Origin of the sequence: Streptomyces sp. NPDC014995 (genome assembly GCF_043080745.1) — a bacterium.
Classification (GTDB): Bacteria; Actinomycetota; Actinomycetes; order Streptomycetales; family Streptomycetaceae; genus Streptomyces.
On record NZ_JBIBVX010000016.1, the window covers coordinates 101,495 to 116,879 of the forward strand.

General features: G+C 73.7%; 14 protein-coding genes. 8 read left to right on the forward strand and 6 right to left on the reverse strand.

Annotated features, from left to right (window positions below; genetic code table 11):
- Nucleotides 1–8: 8 nt before the first annotated feature.
- From ACF1A1_RS29660 to ACF1A1_RS29670, 3 genes are all read left to right on the forward strand, one after another.
- Nucleotides 9–287 carry a hypothetical protein gene (locus ACF1A1_RS29660; RefSeq protein ID WP_392004080.1) on the forward strand — a complete coding sequence of 93 codons (279 nt, stop codon included), beginning with the start codon at nt 9–11 and terminating at the stop codon, nt 285–287.
- Nucleotides 284–1,294 (forward strand): N-acetylglucosamine kinase, encoded by a 1,011-nt coding sequence (locus tag ACF1A1_RS29665; RefSeq protein ID WP_392004081.1) that lies wholly within the window; start codon nt 284–286, stop codon nt 1,292–1,294. Before ACF1A1_RS29660 ends, ACF1A1_RS29665 begins: the two co-directional genes overlap by 4 nt.
- A gap of 141 nt (nt 1,295–1,435) precedes the next feature.
- A complete protein-coding gene (locus tag ACF1A1_RS29670) occupies nt 1,436–2,359 on the forward strand; it encodes a sirohydrochlorin chelatase (protein WP_392004082.1) in 924 nt (307 codons plus the stop codon).
- A gap of 1,059 nt (nt 2,360–3,418) precedes the next feature.
- On the opposite strand, the gene ACF1A1_RS29675 is transcribed toward ACF1A1_RS29670, so the two are convergent.
- The 4 genes from ACF1A1_RS29675 to ACF1A1_RS29690 all read right to left on the reverse strand — a co-directional run bounded on the left by ACF1A1_RS29675 (nt 3,419) and on the right by ACF1A1_RS29690 (nt 7,862).
- Nucleotides 3,419–4,459, reverse strand: coding sequence for a lactonase family protein (locus ACF1A1_RS29675; protein WP_392004083.1), 1,041 nt, complete (start codon nt 4,457–4,459; stop codon nt 3,419–3,421).
- 238 nt (nt 4,460–4,697) lie between these two features.
- Complete coding sequence (locus ACF1A1_RS29680) at nt 4,698–6,215, reverse strand: FUSC family protein (RefSeq protein WP_392004084.1); 1,518 nt, start codon at nt 6,213–6,215, stop codon at nt 4,698–4,700.
- 231 nt (nt 6,216–6,446) lie between these two features.
- Nucleotides 6,447–7,112: a phosphoribosyltransferase gene (locus ACF1A1_RS29685; RefSeq protein ID WP_392004085.1), complete on the reverse strand. Its 666-nt coding sequence runs from the start codon at nt 7,110–7,112 to the stop codon at nt 6,447–6,449.
- A 69-nt stretch (nt 7,113–7,181) separates the two neighbouring features.
- Nucleotides 7,182–7,862 carry a dienelactone hydrolase family protein gene (locus ACF1A1_RS29690; RefSeq protein WP_392004086.1) on the reverse strand — a complete coding sequence of 227 codons (681 nt, stop codon included), beginning with the start codon at nt 7,860–7,862 and terminating at the stop codon, nt 7,182–7,184.
- Nucleotides 7,863–7,952: 90 nt separating this feature from the next.
- Here ACF1A1_RS29690 and ACF1A1_RS29695 point away from each other — a divergent pair, with 90 nt between their 5' ends.
- From ACF1A1_RS29695 to ACF1A1_RS29710, 4 genes are all read left to right on the forward strand, one after another.
- Complete coding sequence (locus tag ACF1A1_RS29695) at nt 7,953–8,408, forward strand: archease (RefSeq protein WP_392004087.1); 456 nt, start codon at nt 7,953–7,955, stop codon at nt 8,406–8,408.
- 79 nt (nt 8,409–8,487) lie between these two features.
- The gene (locus ACF1A1_RS29700; protein WP_392004088.1) at nt 8,488–9,624 is read left to right on the forward strand and encodes a CapA family protein; all 1,137 of its coding nucleotides are present in this window, start codon (nt 8,488–8,490) and stop codon (nt 9,622–9,624) included.
- Nucleotides 9,625–9,725: 101 nt separating this feature from the next.
- A complete protein-coding gene (locus ACF1A1_RS29705; RefSeq protein ID WP_392004089.1) occupies nt 9,726–10,202 on the forward strand; it encodes an Lrp/AsnC family transcriptional regulator in 477 nt (158 codons plus the stop codon).
- 173 nt (nt 10,203–10,375) lie between these two features.
- Nucleotides 10,376–13,180, forward strand: coding sequence for a beta-L-arabinofuranosidase domain-containing protein (locus ACF1A1_RS29710; RefSeq protein WP_392004090.1), 2,805 nt, complete (start codon nt 10,376–10,378; stop codon nt 13,178–13,180).
- Between the two features lie 23 nt (nt 13,181–13,203).
- On the opposite strand, the gene ACF1A1_RS29715 is transcribed toward ACF1A1_RS29710, so the two are convergent.
- Nucleotides 13,204–13,983, reverse strand: a complete 780-nt coding sequence (locus tag ACF1A1_RS29715; protein ID WP_392004091.1) for a LysR family substrate-binding domain-containing protein — start codon at nt 13,981–13,983, stop codon at nt 13,204–13,206.
- Nucleotides 13,984–14,041: 58 nt separating this feature from the next.
- Here ACF1A1_RS29715 and ACF1A1_RS29720 point away from each other — a divergent pair, with 58 nt between their 5' ends.
- Entirely contained in the window at nt 14,042–14,455 is a 414-nt protein-coding gene (locus tag ACF1A1_RS29720) for a DUF5997 family protein (RefSeq protein ID WP_392004092.1), read from the forward strand.
- 9 nt (nt 14,456–14,464) lie between these two features.
- Here the strand turns inward: ACF1A1_RS29720 and ACF1A1_RS29725 are convergent, their stop codons facing one another.
- Nucleotides 14,465–15,370: a DMT family transporter gene (locus ACF1A1_RS29725; RefSeq protein ID WP_392004093.1), complete on the reverse strand. Its 906-nt coding sequence runs from the start codon at nt 15,368–15,370 to the stop codon at nt 14,465–14,467.
- Between the last annotated feature and the right edge of the window lie 15 nt (nt 15,371–15,385).

Genomic DNA, 15,385 nt, shown 5'->3' on the forward strand with positions numbered 1-15,385 from the left:
CCTCGTTCGTGGTCCGCGAGCCGGTCGAGCAGATCGCGCAGATCGCGCAGCCGGTCGCCGGAAAGGAGGGGAGCTTGTTGCGTCCAGCGATCAAGCCACTCCGCCGTGGTCTCCACCCTTGGCACCGGGAGCCGGACATCAGCCCGGGCCTGCCCCAGCCGTCCCACGGCGGCCAGCAGGCGATCCGGGCGCCCGCCGCGCGCGACTTCGGCTCGCGCCCCTTCGGGCGGGCCGACGACCTGCCGATCCGTCAAGAGGGCCAACCCCTGGACCGGCGCCTGCCGTGACCGTTCCCGCGCCTCCGGAGCCCTCGCCCGGCATCCTCGCCGTGGACTCGGGCGGCTCCGGCCTGCGGGTCGCCCTCGGCACCACCGAACGGCGCGCGCCGGCACATCGCTCGTCCCGGGTGCCCGTACGCACCGGCGCGCGGGGCATCGACCCAGAGCATCTGATGGAGCAACTGACGCCCATGGTCCGGGCGTTGTCGGCCGAGACCGGTATCGGCCGACCCCTCACCGCGGTGGTCGGCGCGGCCGGTTTCGGCACCCTGGGTGGGGCACTGCGCGCCGAGCTCCCGGCCGCTCTGGCACGGGAGTTCGGCGTGCGCACCGTCGCCCTCGCCGCCGACGCCGTCACCGCCTACGTCGGCGCCCTCGGGTCGCGGCCGGGTGCCGTGATCGCCGCCGGCACGGGCCTCATCGCGATCGGCACGGACCTGACGGCCTGGCGCCGGGCCGACGGCTGGGGACATCTGCTGGGCGACTGCGGTGGCGGCGCCTGGATCGGACGGGCGGGACTGGAAGCCGCACTGCGCGCCCATGACGGCCGGCCCGGCGGCTCGGTGGCTCTTCTCACCCGCGCCGAGGAGCGGTTCGGGCCGATGCCCGGCCTGCCCGGCCGCCTCTACCCACGCCCCGACCGCCCGGCCGTCCTCGCCTCCTTCGCGCCCCAGGTCGCCGCGTGCGCACCGCACGATCCGGTCGCCGCCGGCATCCTGCGGGCGGCGGCCCGGCACATGGCCGACTCGGCCGCCGCCGTCTGCCCGGCCGACGGAGAACCCCAAGTCGCCGTCACCGGGGGCCTGTGCGAGTTGGGCGGCCCTCTGCTCGTGCCCTTGGCAGAGGAACTGACCCAGCGGCTGCCGTACGCGCGACGGGTCGCGGCCGCCGGCGATCCGGTGGACGGCGCGGTCCGTATCGCCCTTCAGCTGGCGGTGGGCACGCTCACCCTCCCGCGTGACGATTCGATGCTGTACGTGGTGAACAATCCGCCGTCCCGCAAAAGGGGGGATTGACCCCTTCAAGGGCAAGTCGCCCGGAAAACATGCTGATCACTTCTGATCCGTACGTAACTCATCAGACAAAACCGGACGGATACCGCTCACCTGCACCCTCCCCGAACAGCAGAGCCCAGGAAGCCAGTAACATGCGGCGCCATGAGCTCCCCCACTGGGCCCGCGTCCGGCCTGCCTGTACGAATGCCGCGCCCCCGCCAGCCCGGGCGGCACCGCCGACCCGAGCCGCTGGCGGCTCCCGAGGGCGCGCCCGCGCTCGTCCTCGCGGTGCCTGGCACGCCGAGCGCCGCCACCCGCGGCCTCGCCGAGGAGATCGTGAGCATCGCCCGCTCCGAACTCCCCGGCCTCGACGCGCGCATCGGGTACCTCGACGGGGACAACACCGATTTCCCCACCCTCCAGTCCGTGCTGGCGTACGCCGCCGACGAGCGCACCGCCCGCTACGAGCAGGCCCTGGCCGCCGGGATGGACGTCAGGGAGCCCGACGGCCCCGTCGCCGTCGTCGTGCCGCTGCTGGCCGGCCCGGACAGCGCGCTGCTGCGCCAGGTCCGTCAGGCCGTCATGGACAGCCGGGTCGCCGCCGACCTGACCGATGTCCTCGGCCCGCACCCGCTGCTCGCCGAGGCGCTGCACGTGCGGCTGTCCGAGGCGGGCCTGGCGCGCGCGGACCGCGCCCGGCTGTTCACCGTGGCCACGGCCGCGGACGGCATCATCCTGGCCTCCGTGGGCGGCGACGAGGCCGTGCAGGCCGCCGGGATCACCGGCATGCTGCTCGCCGCGCGCCTCGCCGTGCCGGTGATGGCCGCGGCGCTCGACCAGGAGGGCTCCATCACCTCCGTCGCCGAGCAGCTGCGCTCCTCCGGCTCCCAGCAACTGGCCCTGGCGCCGTACCTCATCGGCCCGGAGATCGACGCCACGCTGCTCGAGGAGGCGGCCAGGGAAGCGGGCTGCCCCGCCGCCGAGGCCCTCGGCCCGTACCCGGCCATCGGCAAGCTCGCCCTGGCCAAGTACACGACGGCCCTGGGCATCGCCCCGCAGCAGCCGCAGGGGACGCCGGTCCGCTAGCCCCAGCCGGACCGGCGGCCGTACGACGCGCGCACAAGCCCGCAGCACGACGCCGTGCGCGCCCGCAGCACCACGAAAGGGCCCGCTCCCGACGAGGAGCGGGCCCTTCGTCGTGCGGGCCGGGGCGTCACGACCGGCCGGGACGGGGGTGCGGGGCCGGTCGAGGGGAGCGCGCAGCCGACGTCCGGTCGACTTAGCGCCTTGTGCATCGCCGCCTCGCCTTCCTCCCCGCGACCACGGGCAGGGCACCGGCACGACCTGCGGTTCGTCGACGGCACGCCGGGCCCGCGCCCGCCGTTTGCCGGAACCGCCGCTTGCCGGGGACGCCGCTTGCCGGGGACGCCGCTTGCCGGGGACGCCGCTTGCCGGGCTCGGACGCGGGCCGGGGCCGGCGATCAGGCGGGCCGCTCCGGACCAGCCGCCCCACCTGCGAGCGCCGACCGACCGAGGCTGTGCAGCCGGTCGTACGGGCCGGGCAGGGCCGTCACGACCGGGCGACACGGGTGGGCTGGGTCGGACGCGGGTCGCGCCGGGTCTCCCGACACCGCGTCGGCTGAGCGCCCTCCCAGGGTCTGCCCACGTCGCCCCCACGACTGCCGGCAGGGCAAGCCGACAGGCGCTGCGGTCGTCGGCAGCACGGCGGACCCGCTGTTCACCGAGCGCGGGCGCTGGCCGAGCGCGGGCGCTGGCCGAGCCGGCCGACGGGCCGGGGTGATCAGGCCTGCTCCTCCGGATCAGCCCCCGAGCCCTGCGGGCGGCGGCCAGCCGAGGCGCTGCGGCCGGTCACCCCGGGTGCCTGATCGGGCAGGGAAAGACGGCACCGGACCGGCCCGCGGCCCACCCCCGCAAACGCCGACCCACCGAAGCCCCACCGCCCCTCACCGGGCAGGCAAAGACGGCACCAGACCGGCCCGCAGCCCACCCCCGCAAACGCCGACCCACCGAAGCCCCACCGCCGCTCACCCCAAGTGCCTCACCGGGCAGGAAAGGCGGCACCGGACCGGCCCGCAGCCCACCCCCGGTGACGCCGTCAGCGGCGTCCGCACCGGGCAGGCGCCGTCAGCCGAACACCACGCACGACGCCGCCGTCACCTCGATCGAACCGGTGCGGTGGGGCAGCCCCGTGGCCGGGTCGAGGGCGAACCAGGTGACGTCTCCGGAGCGTTCGTTGGCGACGTAGAGGTGGCCCGCGGACTCGGCGAGCGCCCGCGGCCAGTGGCCGGCGCAGGACACGGTGCCGATCAGCCGCAGCCCCTCGCCGTCGCCCTGCACGGTGAACACGGACAGCACGTCCTCGCCGCGGGTGGCCGTCCACACGAACCGGCCGTCGGGCGAGACGACGATGCCCGACGGGTAGGCGTCCGCGGCGGGCGCCCCGGGCAGTACCGGGATCTCCGCCAGCGGCTTCAGCGAGCCCTCCGGGGCGTCCCAGCGGCAGACGGTGACGGTCGGCGTGAGTTCGTTGACCACGTACGCGTAGGAGCCGCCCGGATGGAAGGCCAGGTGGCGCGGGCCGGACCCGGGGCGCAGGGCGAACTCGCCGTGCAGGACGGGGATGCCGTCGCGCAGGTCGCACACACGCACGGAGTCCGTCCCGAGGTCCACGCTGACCGCCCAGCGTCCGGTGGGGTCGGGCTGCACCTGGTGGGCGTGCGGCCCCTGCTGGCGCCGGGTGTGCGGGCCGGAGCCGCTGTGCCGCAGCACGCCGGAGGCGGCCCGGGCCAGGGTGCCGTCCGTCCGGACGGGGATGGCGCTGACGCTTCCGGAACCGTAGTTGGCGGTGAGGACGTGGCCGTCGCACACGCTGAGGTGCGTGGGCCCGCTGCCGTCGACCGGCACGGGCGGCCCCACCGGTTCGGGCACGTCCCCGGCCACGTTGTACGCCGCCACCGCACCCTCGGCGGTCTCGCTCAGCGCGTACAGCGTCTCCCCGGTCGGCGAGAGCGCCAGGTACGAGGGGTCGGGAATGCCGTTGACGCTGCTCAGGACGGTCAGCGCGCCGCTGACCGGATCCACGGCCGCCGCCACGATCCCGGGCCCGCCGGCCGCCGTGAACGACCCGATGAACGCCCGCTTCCGCCGTCTGCCGACGTCTGCCACCGCTGTCCCCTCTCGTGTCGCCGCTGTCCGGCTGACGGTAGCAGTCGATCACGATCGGTCTAGACCAAGGAAGGCACCGGAACCGCCCCGGATCGAGGGCTCTTCGGCGGCATGCGGGGAGTCGGGAGCGGGTCCGCAGCATCGCCGGTCCGGGCGTGGCGACGGCCGCCCGGCACCCCGCTCCCCTTGCCACCACAGACCTCGCACGATCCCCCGGGCCCCCGGCCCCCACCTGCCGTCAGGCGCCCACCAGCGGCGAGCCCGGGGTCGCCCGCAACGGCTGTGCCAGTTCCGCCAGTGCCCGCTCCAGCCCGTGCAGATGGGCCAGCGCGGGCTCGCCGTGCGCCGGCGGGCGCTCGGTGTGCTCCGACGGCAGCTCGGCGGGCGTCATCGGCTCCGGTCCGCCCTCGGTCAGCGCCTCCACCGCGCCCTGCACCCGCCAGCAGGCGGCGGCGAGGCGGGCGTCGTGGGAGGCCTCGGGGTCGGCGGCCACGGCGACGAGGCCGCGGATCTCGCGGGCGCAGTCGTCCAGCAGGGCGAGGACCCGGCGGGCCCGCCGCTTGCGGCCGAGCGCGGGGTTCAGCGGGTGCACGAGCGGGGCGACGGAGAGCCGTACCCGGCCGAGGAGCTGCTCCAGCTCGGTGACGCGTGCGGCGGGGTCGGCGGCCGGGTCGCCCGCGAGGCGTGCGGCGGCCTCCGCGGTGCACGCGTGGACGCAGCGCAGGGCGCGCTGGATCCAGGCGTCGGTGACGGTGTGCGTGGTGACGGGCAGCACGAACAGCACGGCCAGGACGGCGCCGACCGCCCCGACGCCGGTCTCCGCGAGCCGCAGCGCCAGCAGCCCGGGGCTGAGGACGCCGAGGAGGCCGTAGAGCAGCTCGGCGAGCAGGGTCACCCAGAGCATCATCCAGGTGTAGGACACCGCGGCCGTGTAGAAGATGCCGAAGACGCAGACGGCGACGAGGGCGGCGGTGGGCAGGCCGGCGCCGTGCACGGGGACGGCGACGAGCAGGCCGAGTCCGATGCCGATGACCGTGCCGAGGACCCGGCGGAAGCCGCGCACCAGCGTCTCGCCGCGCGAGGTGGTGTTGACGAAGATCCACCAGGTGGCGCCGACGGCCCAGTACCAGCGCTGCCCGGACACCAGTTGGCCCGCGACGAGGGCGAAGCCCGCGCCGGCGGTGGCCTGGACCGCCTGCCGGGTGGTGACGCGGGCGAGGCCGCGGCCGCCCGGCGGGGCGGGCACCGGGGCCGGGGGCAGCCGGCGTTCGTAGCACCAGAGCCCGAACCGCACCACCGCCGCGGCCAGCACGGACAGCGCGACGGCCGCGTACAGCTCGGGCAGCTGTGCCCTCGTCGCGTGCAGGAACTGCGCGACGAAGAACATCATGAACGCGAACACGCCCAGGCTGTGCCCGCGCGGCCCCCAGCGGCGCGCGTACACGCCGGCGCCGATGACGGCGAGGAAGGTGAGGTCGCGGGCCACGGGGTGGTCGTGCAGCACGGCGGCGGCCGCGAGTACGGGCATGCCGACGGCGGGCAGCAGCGCGGTGGTGACCGCCTGGCCGCGCACGGCGCTGTCGGTGACGGTGAACAGGGCGAGCAGCGCGGCGAGCCCGCCGGTGACGGCGCCGACCAGGGAGTGCCCGGCGAGGCCGCAGGCCGCGACCGCCAGTCCGACGCCAAGGACGGCCCGCGCGGCGAACCGCAGCCGCGCCCGCCCCGGGTCCGGAGCCACGAACACCCTCTTCAGCACTGCTTCCCGCCCCTCTGCTACACCGGCATGAAAAAGGCGCCGCGGAGTCCGCAGCGCCATCGACACGACCATCTCAGCACCTGGACGGCTGTTGGTTCAACAGAGCTCGGAAATCCTGGTCCATTGGCACAGTCGGGAGACGTCCTCGATCTCCCCCGCGTGGCCAACGGACCACTCACCGGAGGTCTCGGTCACCGCAGGGTCGCGGACGGGGTTGTCGTACGGGTCGTGTCACGTCCGGCTGGCGCGCCGCTCGGCGGCCGCGCGCAGGTCTTCCAGCACGTCGTTGTCCGAGAGCTGCTCGAAGTCCTCGTACCAGAGGCCGACGGCCATGAAGGACGCCGGACGATGCAGGCAGATCACGTCGTCGGCCTCACCGCGCAGCAGGTTCACCGCCTCGGGCGAGCCGACCGGCACGGCCAGCACGATCCGGCGGGGCCCCAGACGCCGTACGGCGTGCAGCGCGGCACGGGCCGTGCCGCCGGTCGCCAGCCCGTCGTCGACGAGGATCGCGGTACGTCCGCGCAGGTCGGGGGCGGGGCGGCCCTGCCGGTAGAGCTGCTCACGGCGGTGGAGTTCCCTGCGTTCCCGCTCCACGACCGGGGTGAGCTCGCTCTTGCTGATGCCGAGCCTGTCGAGGGCGTCCTCGTCGAAGAGCGCCTCCTGCTCGCCGGCGATCGCGCCGACGCCGAACTCCTCCTGGAACGGGGCGCCGATCTTGCGCACGACGAGCACGTCGAGCGGGGCGTCGAGCACCCGGGCGACCTCCGCGGCCACGGCGACGCCACCGCGGGGCAGGGCGAGGACGACGGGGTCGGGCAGGGCGCCCTCCTCCTGCTGGGTCCGCAGCAGGTCGGCCAGCTTGCGTCCGGCCTGCCTTCGATCACGGAACTGCATGGCGGCTGCCACTCCTTCCTCGCCGGTACCCGACGGCACGACGGCAGTGCGCCGGGCAGGCGCCGCCGGTCATCTCTCCTCGGTCTGCTGACGTGCGTGCTCCAGGCAGTCGTCGCACCACACCTTCGCCGCTTCGGCGACCTGCTCCAGTGCGCCGGGCTCCTCGAACAGGTGGGTGGCTCCCGGCACCACGTGGAGGGAATGCGGGACGCGCAGTCGGCGCGCGGCCTCCTGGTTCAGCCGCAGCACCTCGGGATCGCGGCCGCCGACGATGAGCAGCACCGGTGCCCGTACGCGTCCCAGCGCGGCTTCCGCCAGGTCGGGCCGGCCGCCCCGGGACACCACGGTCAGGATCCGGTCGGGGCGTTCGGCGGCGGCCACGAGAGCCGCTGCCGCGCCGGTGCTGGCGCCGAACAGGACAACGGGAAGTGCCCTGGTGCCGGGCTGTGCCGTCAGCCAGTCGGCGACGGCGACCACCCGGCGGCCCAGCAGCGGTATGTCGAAACGGTGCACGCCCGTCGACGCGTCCTCCCGGTCCTCGCGCTCGGTGAGAAGATCGATCAACACGGTGCCCAGGCCGGCGGTGCGCAGCTCGGCGGCGACCATGCGGTTGCGCGGGCTGTGCCGTGAGCTGCCACTGCCGTGGGCGAACAGCACGACCGCCCGCGCCGACGTCGGTACGACGAGTTCGCCCGTGAGCGCCCCGTCGGCGACGGGCACCCGAACCAGCTGGGAGAGCGTCGCCCTCACCTTCTTCCTCTTGCCGTGAGTGGCTTTCGCCTCATTGGTCCACCGGGACCCGGGTACCCGTATCGGCGAAGGCGACCGAGGATGGTGGGCATGGTCGGCGACACCGACGACGACAGGCAGGCACGACGGCAGGGCTCGAGCGGTCATCGGACGGTGCCGCACGCGGACGACATCCGCATCGACGCCTGGGGGACGAGTCGTGAGCGCTGTCTGGTGGAGGCGGCGCTGGGGATGGTGGAGTGCTTCGCCGACGTGACGGCGGTGCGGCCCACCGCCGTCGAGCGGTTCCACCTGGGCGAGGGCAGCGACGAGGATCTGCTGATCGCGTTGCTGGACGAGGTGGCCCACCGGCTGGAGGCGTACGGTCAGGTGCCCGTCGACGTGGAGGCCGAGACCACGGACGACGGGATGGACGTGCGGCTGGCGGTCGCCGGGCTGGCGGACGTGGAGATCGTCGGCGCCGTGCCGAGGGAGGTCTCGTGGCACGAGCTGCGCATGGCGCCGGATCCGTACGGCTGGTCGTGCGCGGTGACCGTCGACATGTGACTCCCGAGGACGTGCGTCGACGGGTGGCCGTGCGGCGGCACCGCGTCCGCGCCGGTCGGGCGAGGGTTACCGTGGGGACATGGGTGGCGGCGCGGTGACGCTGTTCCTGTGCGGCGATGTGATGCTGGGGCGCGGTGTCGACCAGATCCTCCCGCATCCCGGCAGTCCGGAACTGCGAGAGGACTACGTCCGCGACGCCCGGGCCTACGTCCGGCTGGCGGAGTCGGTCAACGGGCCCGTCCCCGCCCCCGTCGATCCCTCGTGGCCGTGGGGCGACGCTCTGCGGTGGCTGGACGAGTACGCCCCGCACGTCCGGATCGTGAATCTGGAGACGTCCGTCACGCGGGGCGGCGCCTTCGCGCCCGGCAAGGCGATCCACTACCGGATGCACCCGGCCAACCTGCCCGCTCTGACCGTCGCCCGCCCCGACGTGTGCGTCCTGGCCAACAACCACGTGCTCGACTTCGGCCGTCCGGGGCTGGAGGAGACGCTCGACTCCCTGAGCCGTGCGGGGCTGCGGGCGGCGGGGGCGGGGCGGAGCGCCGCCGAGGCCTACGCGCCCGTCGCGGTGTCCGTCCCCGGTGGCGGCCGGGTGCTCGTGTTCGCCCTCGGGGCGCGGTCCGGCGGCGTACCGCTCGAGTGGGCGGCCACGCCGAGTACGGCCGGCGTCGCCCACGTCCCCGAACTGTCGGCGGACACGGCCGCCTCGGTGGTGCGCCACGTGCGGGAGGTGAGGCGCCCCGGCGACCTCGCGGTCGTGTCCGTGCACTGGGGCTCCAACTGGGGCTACCGGGTGCCCCGCGACCAGGTCCGCTTCGCCCGTCTCCTGGTGGACGGCGGCGTCGATCTCGTGCACGGGCACTCCTCGCACCACCCCCGCCCCGTCGAGGTGTACCGCGACCGGCTCGTGCTGCACGGCTGCGGCGACTTCATCGACGACTACGAGGGCATCTCCGGCTACGAGGAGTACCGCGACGACCTGCGGATCGCGTACCTCGTCACGGTGGAGGGGGACACGGGTCGGCTGAGCGGTCTGCGCATGCTGCCGCTGCGGGCCCGGCGCATGCGGCTCGAGCCGGCGCCGGACGGGGACCGCGCCTGGCTGCGCAACGTGCTCGACCGGATCAGCGACGGGGCGCACGTCGCCCTGGACGCGGACGGCACGCTCGCCCTGGCGCACCCCGCCGCCGCGCACCGGTCGGAGACCGGGCCGTGAGCGACCGGACCACCCGGAGCGCGTACGGCTGGGCCATTGGTACAGTCGGCGACGGTCCCCCGCGGACGCAGGCACACCAGGGCACGAGGAGGCCGGGCACCATGGCCGTGGACGAGCTCGACACCCGCATCCTGCGGCTGCTGCTCGAGCAGCCCCGCACCAGCGTGCGGGAGTACGCCCGGGTCCTCGGCATCGCCCGCGGCACCCTCCAGGCCCGCCTGGACCGGCTGGAACGCGACGGCGTGATCACCGGGACGGGGCCCTCGCTCTCCCCCGCCGCGCTCGGCCACCCCGTGCTGGCGTTCGTGCACATCGAGGTCACCCAGGGCCACCTCGACGACGTGGGCGACGCGCTGGCCGCCGTACCGGAGATCGTCGAGGCGTTCTCGATCACCGGTGGCGGTGATCTCCTCACCCGGGTCGTGGCGCGTGACAACGCGCACCTGGAGGACGTGATCCAGAAGCTGATCAGCCTCCCGGGCGTGGTCCGCACCCGCACCGAGGTCGCCCTGCGCGAGCGGGTGCCGTACCGCCTGCTGCCGCTGGTGGAGTCGATCGGCCGCACGACCGGCAAGTGACGGAAGGGGCGCGCCGGGTACGGCGGCCTGTCCGACGGATCCTCACCGGCCAATCACGTCAGCAGCGTTGACGGCCTCCCCTCCCCCCTCTACCGTCTGGTCGATCATCCGCACACCGTTCGTGATTTCGAACATACGATACGTGGACCACTCGGACCCCGGAGGAGCAGCACATGGCCCCGCCCCTCAACAGACGGACCCTTCTCCAGAGCGCGATCCTCGCGGCCGCCGTCCCCGGCATAGGCGGCGGGGCGGTCGCCGCGGCCTCGGCGGCGACGCTTCCGCCCCCGTCCGCCTGGGCCCTGCGGCCCTTCCCGCTGGACACCGTGAAGCTCGGATCCGGCATCTTCGCGAGCAAGCGCCAGTTGATGCTGGACCATGCCCGCGGCTACGACGTGAACCGGCTGCTCCAGGTCTTCCGCGCCAACGCCGGCCTCTCCACGCTGAACGCGGTCGCCCCCGGCGGCTGGGAGGGACTCGACGGAGAGGCCAACGGCAATCTCCGCGGCCACTACACCGGCCACTTCCTGACCATGCTGTCGCAGGCGTACGCGAGCACCGGAGACCAGGCGTACGCCGACAAGATCCGGGCCATGGTCGGTGCGCTGACCGAGGTGCGGGAGGCTCTGCGCAGCGACCCGCGCATGCTCGCCGTCACCGGGAAGTGGGGCGGCGCGCACGAGAACGTCCGGGGCTCGTACCAGTACGTCGACCTCCCGGCCGCCGTGCTCGGCGGTGCGGCGGCGATCACCCTGTCGGTCTGGGTGAAGCCCACCCACAACGCCAACTGGCAGCGCGTCTTCGACTTCGGCAACAACACCACCCGGTACATGTACCTGGCCGCCCGCAACGCGAGCGGAGTTCCGCGGTTCGCCATCACCACCAGCGGGCCGGGCGGGGAGCAGGGGCTCAACGGCACCGCCGCGCTGCCGCTGAACCAGTGGAGCCATCTGGCGGTGACCCTCTCCGGCAGCACGGGCACCCTCTACGTCAACGGCACCGCCGTCGCCCAGAACACCTCGATGACGCTCAACCCGTCCGTCCTGGGCACCCTGACGAACAACTGGCTGGGCCGCTCCAACTTCTCCGGGGACCCGGTGTTCGCGGGCGCCTTCGACGAGTTCAACGTCTGGTCACGGGCCCTGACCGCGGCCGAGATCACCTCGCTCCAGACCAACGAGGCCAAGACCTCCTCGGCGGGGCTGGGCAACCTCGCGTCGTACTACTTCTTCGCCACCACCGGCGGCACCTTCGCCGACGCCTCCGGCCGCGGGCTCACCGCCACGCTGCGCCGCACCTGGGGCGGGCCGAGCCACCCCGGGTTCCTGGCCGCCTACCCGGAGACGCAGTTCATCGAGCTGGAGTCGATGACCAGCGGCGACTACACGAGGGTGTGGGCGCCCTACTACACCGCGCACAAGATCCTCAAGGGCCTGCTGGACGCCTATCTCGCCACGGACGACGCCCGGGCGCTCGACCTCGCGTCCGGGATGTGCGACTGGATGTACTCCCGGCTGTCCAAGCTGCCCGACGCCACCCTGCAACGGATGTGGGGCATCTTCTCCAGCGGCGAGTTCGGCGGCATCGTCGAGACGATCGTCGACCTGCACTCGATCACCGGCAAGGCCGAACACCTCGCGCTGGCCAAGCTGTTCGACCTCGACAGGCTCATCGACGCCTGCGCCGCGAACACCGACATCCTCGACGGCCTGCACGCCAACCAGCACATCCCGATCTTCACCGGCTACGTCCGGCTGTACGACGCGACGGGCGAGACCCGCTACCTCACCGCCGCGAAGAACTTCTGGGGCATGGTCATCCCGCAGCGCATGTACGGCATCGGCGGTACGAGCACGGCGGAGTTCTGGAAGGCCCGCGGGCTCATCGCGGGCACGATCAGCGACACCAACGCCGAGACCTGCTGCGCGTACAACCTGCTCAAGCTGAGCCGGATGCTGTTCTTCCACGACCAGGACCCGAAGTACATGGACTACTACGAGCGGGCTCTGTACAACCAGGTCCTCGGCTCCAAGCAGGACAAGGCCGACGCGGAGAAGCCGCTCGTCACGTACTTCATCGGCCTGACGCCCGGGCACGTGCGCGATTACACCCCCAAGCAGGGCACGACCTGCTGCGAGGGCACCGGCATGGAGAGCGCCACCAAGTACCAGGACTCGGTGTACTTCAAGAAGGCCGACAACTCCGCCCTCTACGTCAACCTGTACAGCCCCTCCACGCTGACCTGGTCCGAGAAGGGCGTCACCGTCACGCAGACCACCGACTACCCGAGGGAGCAGGGTTCCACCCTCACCATCGGCGGGGGCAGCGCGTCGTTCGAACTGAAGCTGCGCGTGCCGTCGTGGGCGACCAGCGGCTTCAAGGTGACCGTCAACGGCAGCGCCGTCAGCGGCACTCCGGCCGCGGGCAGCTACTTCACCGTGTCCCGGACCTGGCGCAGCGGCGACACCGTGCGCGTCACCATCCCCTTCCGGCTGCGGGTCGAGAAGGCCCTCGACGACCCGTCCCTGCAGACCCTGTTCTACGGTCCGGTCAACCTGGTGGGCCGCAACTCCGCTACGAGCCACCTCCAGGTGGGGCTCTACCGCAACGCCGCGCTCTCCGGCGACCTGCTGCCTTCGCTGACGCCCGTGTCCGGCAAGCCCCTCCACTACACGCTGGCCGGCACCGAGTTCGCCCCCTTCCACGAGGGCACCGAGGACCCGACCCACGCCTACGTACGGCGTGCCGAGCCCAAGGTCGTCTTCGGGAACACCGACTCGGGCGTCGCCAACCCGGCGAAGTCCGACGGCACCACGCTCCTGGACGAGATATGGGCCGGGGCGCCCTTCGCGGACAAGAACGCGCTGGTGACCCGGGTGCAGAGCGTGGTGAACACCTGGGTGGGCGCCGGGCTGCTGGGGCAGGCCGACGGGGAGAAGGTGGTGGGCACGGCGCGGGGCGCGACGTTCGTGCCGTAGACGTTCGTGCCCGGCGGGAGGGCCTACGACCGGCGGCGCGGCTTGCCCGTGCCGCGCCTGGCGCCACCGCCCTGGGCGCCACCGCTCCTGGCGCCGCCGGTCCGGCCGCGGGCGGCGCCGCCGGTGGTCCTGCCCGCCGCCGGCTTGCGGGGCTCGCGCTTCTTGTCGCCCTTGGGCTGGGGCTGCTGTTGCGTGCGGCCCCGCGAGCTGTTGACCGTGCGGCCGCGGACGATGCCGATGAAGTCCTCGACCAGGTCGGTGGTCGCCTCCTCGGGCCACGCCAGGGCGACGCTCGACTGGGGGGCGTCCACGACCGTGCGGTAGGTGAGGTCGCGGCGGTGGTGCAGCCGGGCCAGCGACTGCGGCACGACCAGGACGCCGACGTTCGCCGCGACCAGCTCGATCGCGTCCGCCGTGGTCGCCGGGCGCTCGAAGGCGGGCTCGCCCGGGGGCCGCTCCCAGCCGAGGACGTCGTCGAGGGGGTGCAGGACCACCTCGTCGGCGAGGTCGTCCAGGGTCACCTCGTCCGCCGCGGTGAGCAGGTGGTCCTTGGGGACGACGACGACGGTCGCCTCGGTGTAGAGGGGGATCGCGCTGAACACCGTACGGTCGACGGGGAGCCGTACGAGGCCCGCGTCGGCGCTGCCGTCCCGCAGGACGTCGGAGGCCTCGGCGGGCGTCACCTGGAGCAGGGTGAGCGGGACGCCGGGCAGGCGCTCCTGCCAGATCCGCACCCACTTGGCGGGCGTCACTCCGGGGACGTAGGCGAGCCGGAACGAGGGGGAATCCGCCGAGTCGGTCATCCGGCCAGGTTACCGGCTGTGGTCGGAGGTCTCGTCCGCGGCCGATAGTCTGGACAGCATGAAGTCGCACCAGAGCACCCAGACGATGAAGCCCGCGACCGCGGCGAAGAAGCTGGGTGTGTACCTCCCCGCCACCCCCGCCGAGTTCCAGGAGGGTGTCGTCTCGCGCGCCGAGCTGAACGAGCTCCAGGCGAACCCGCCGGAGTGGCTGCGCGCCCTGCGGGAGAACGGTCCGCACCCCCGTCCGGTCGTCGCGGCGAAGCTGGGTGTGTCCATCGCGGGCCTGGCGCGCGGCGGCGTCACCGAGGCGCTCACCACCGAGCAGATCGAGGCCCTCAAGGACGCCGGGCCCGAGTGGCTGGAGAAGGAGCGCGCCACCCAGGCCGAGGTCCGCAAGGAGACGGCCCGCATCAAGAAGCTCCACGCCGAGAAGGCGGAGAAGGCCGAGAAGGCCGCTCGCGACGAGTCCTGACCCTCCCCCTCACCCGCGCCGCGGCGCGAGGATGCTGAGGGCGTTCGCCAGGACGACGGCGGCGACGGCCGAGCAGTCGACGAGACCGAGGCCCTGCCCGAGACCGATCCAGCCCACCAGCGCGGCGAGCACCGGGTTGACGCTCATGAACAGGCCGAACGCGGCCGGGGGCACGTGCCGCAGCGTGAACAGGTCGGCGAGGTAGGGCACGGCCGAGGACAGCACACCGGCGGCGACCGCGCAGCCGACGGCCGGGGCGGTCGGCGGGTGACGGAGCACGAGGACGACACCGACCGGCAGGAACAGCACGGCGGAGACGGCGGCCGCGGCGGCCGAACCCTGCGCCCCGGGCACACGCCGCCCGACGGTCCGGTTGAGCAGGATGTACGACGCCCAGCAGACCGCGGCCAGAAGCCCGAGGCCCATCCCGAGGTAGTCGGTGGAGGGCTGCGGGCGCATCAGCGTCACCGCCCCCGCCGCGGCGATCACCGCGCAGCAGGCGTCGACGCGGCGGCGCGCGGCGGCCAGGGCGATGGCCAGCGGGCCGAGGAACTCCAGGGTCACCGCCAGCCCCAGGCCGATGCGGTCGATCGCCGTGTAAAGGGAGAGGTTCATCGTCCCGAACACCAGGGCCAGCAGCAGGACCGGCCCCCACTGCTGCCGGGTGAAGGACCGCAGGCGGGGGCGGCCGACGGCGAGCAGGACGAGTGCGGCGACGTACTGGCGTACCGCCACCACGCCCGCCGGACCGAGTACGGGGAAGGCCAGGGAGCCGATCGCGGCGCCGGTCTGGTTGGACAGACCGCTGCCGACCATGGTGGCCACTCCGGCGAGCCGCCGCGGGGCGGACGGCTCGGAGGACACGGACGGGACGGACGTCGTGGGCGCCCCGGTGGGCGGGGATACGGCTGGCATAGCGGGATCGTGCTC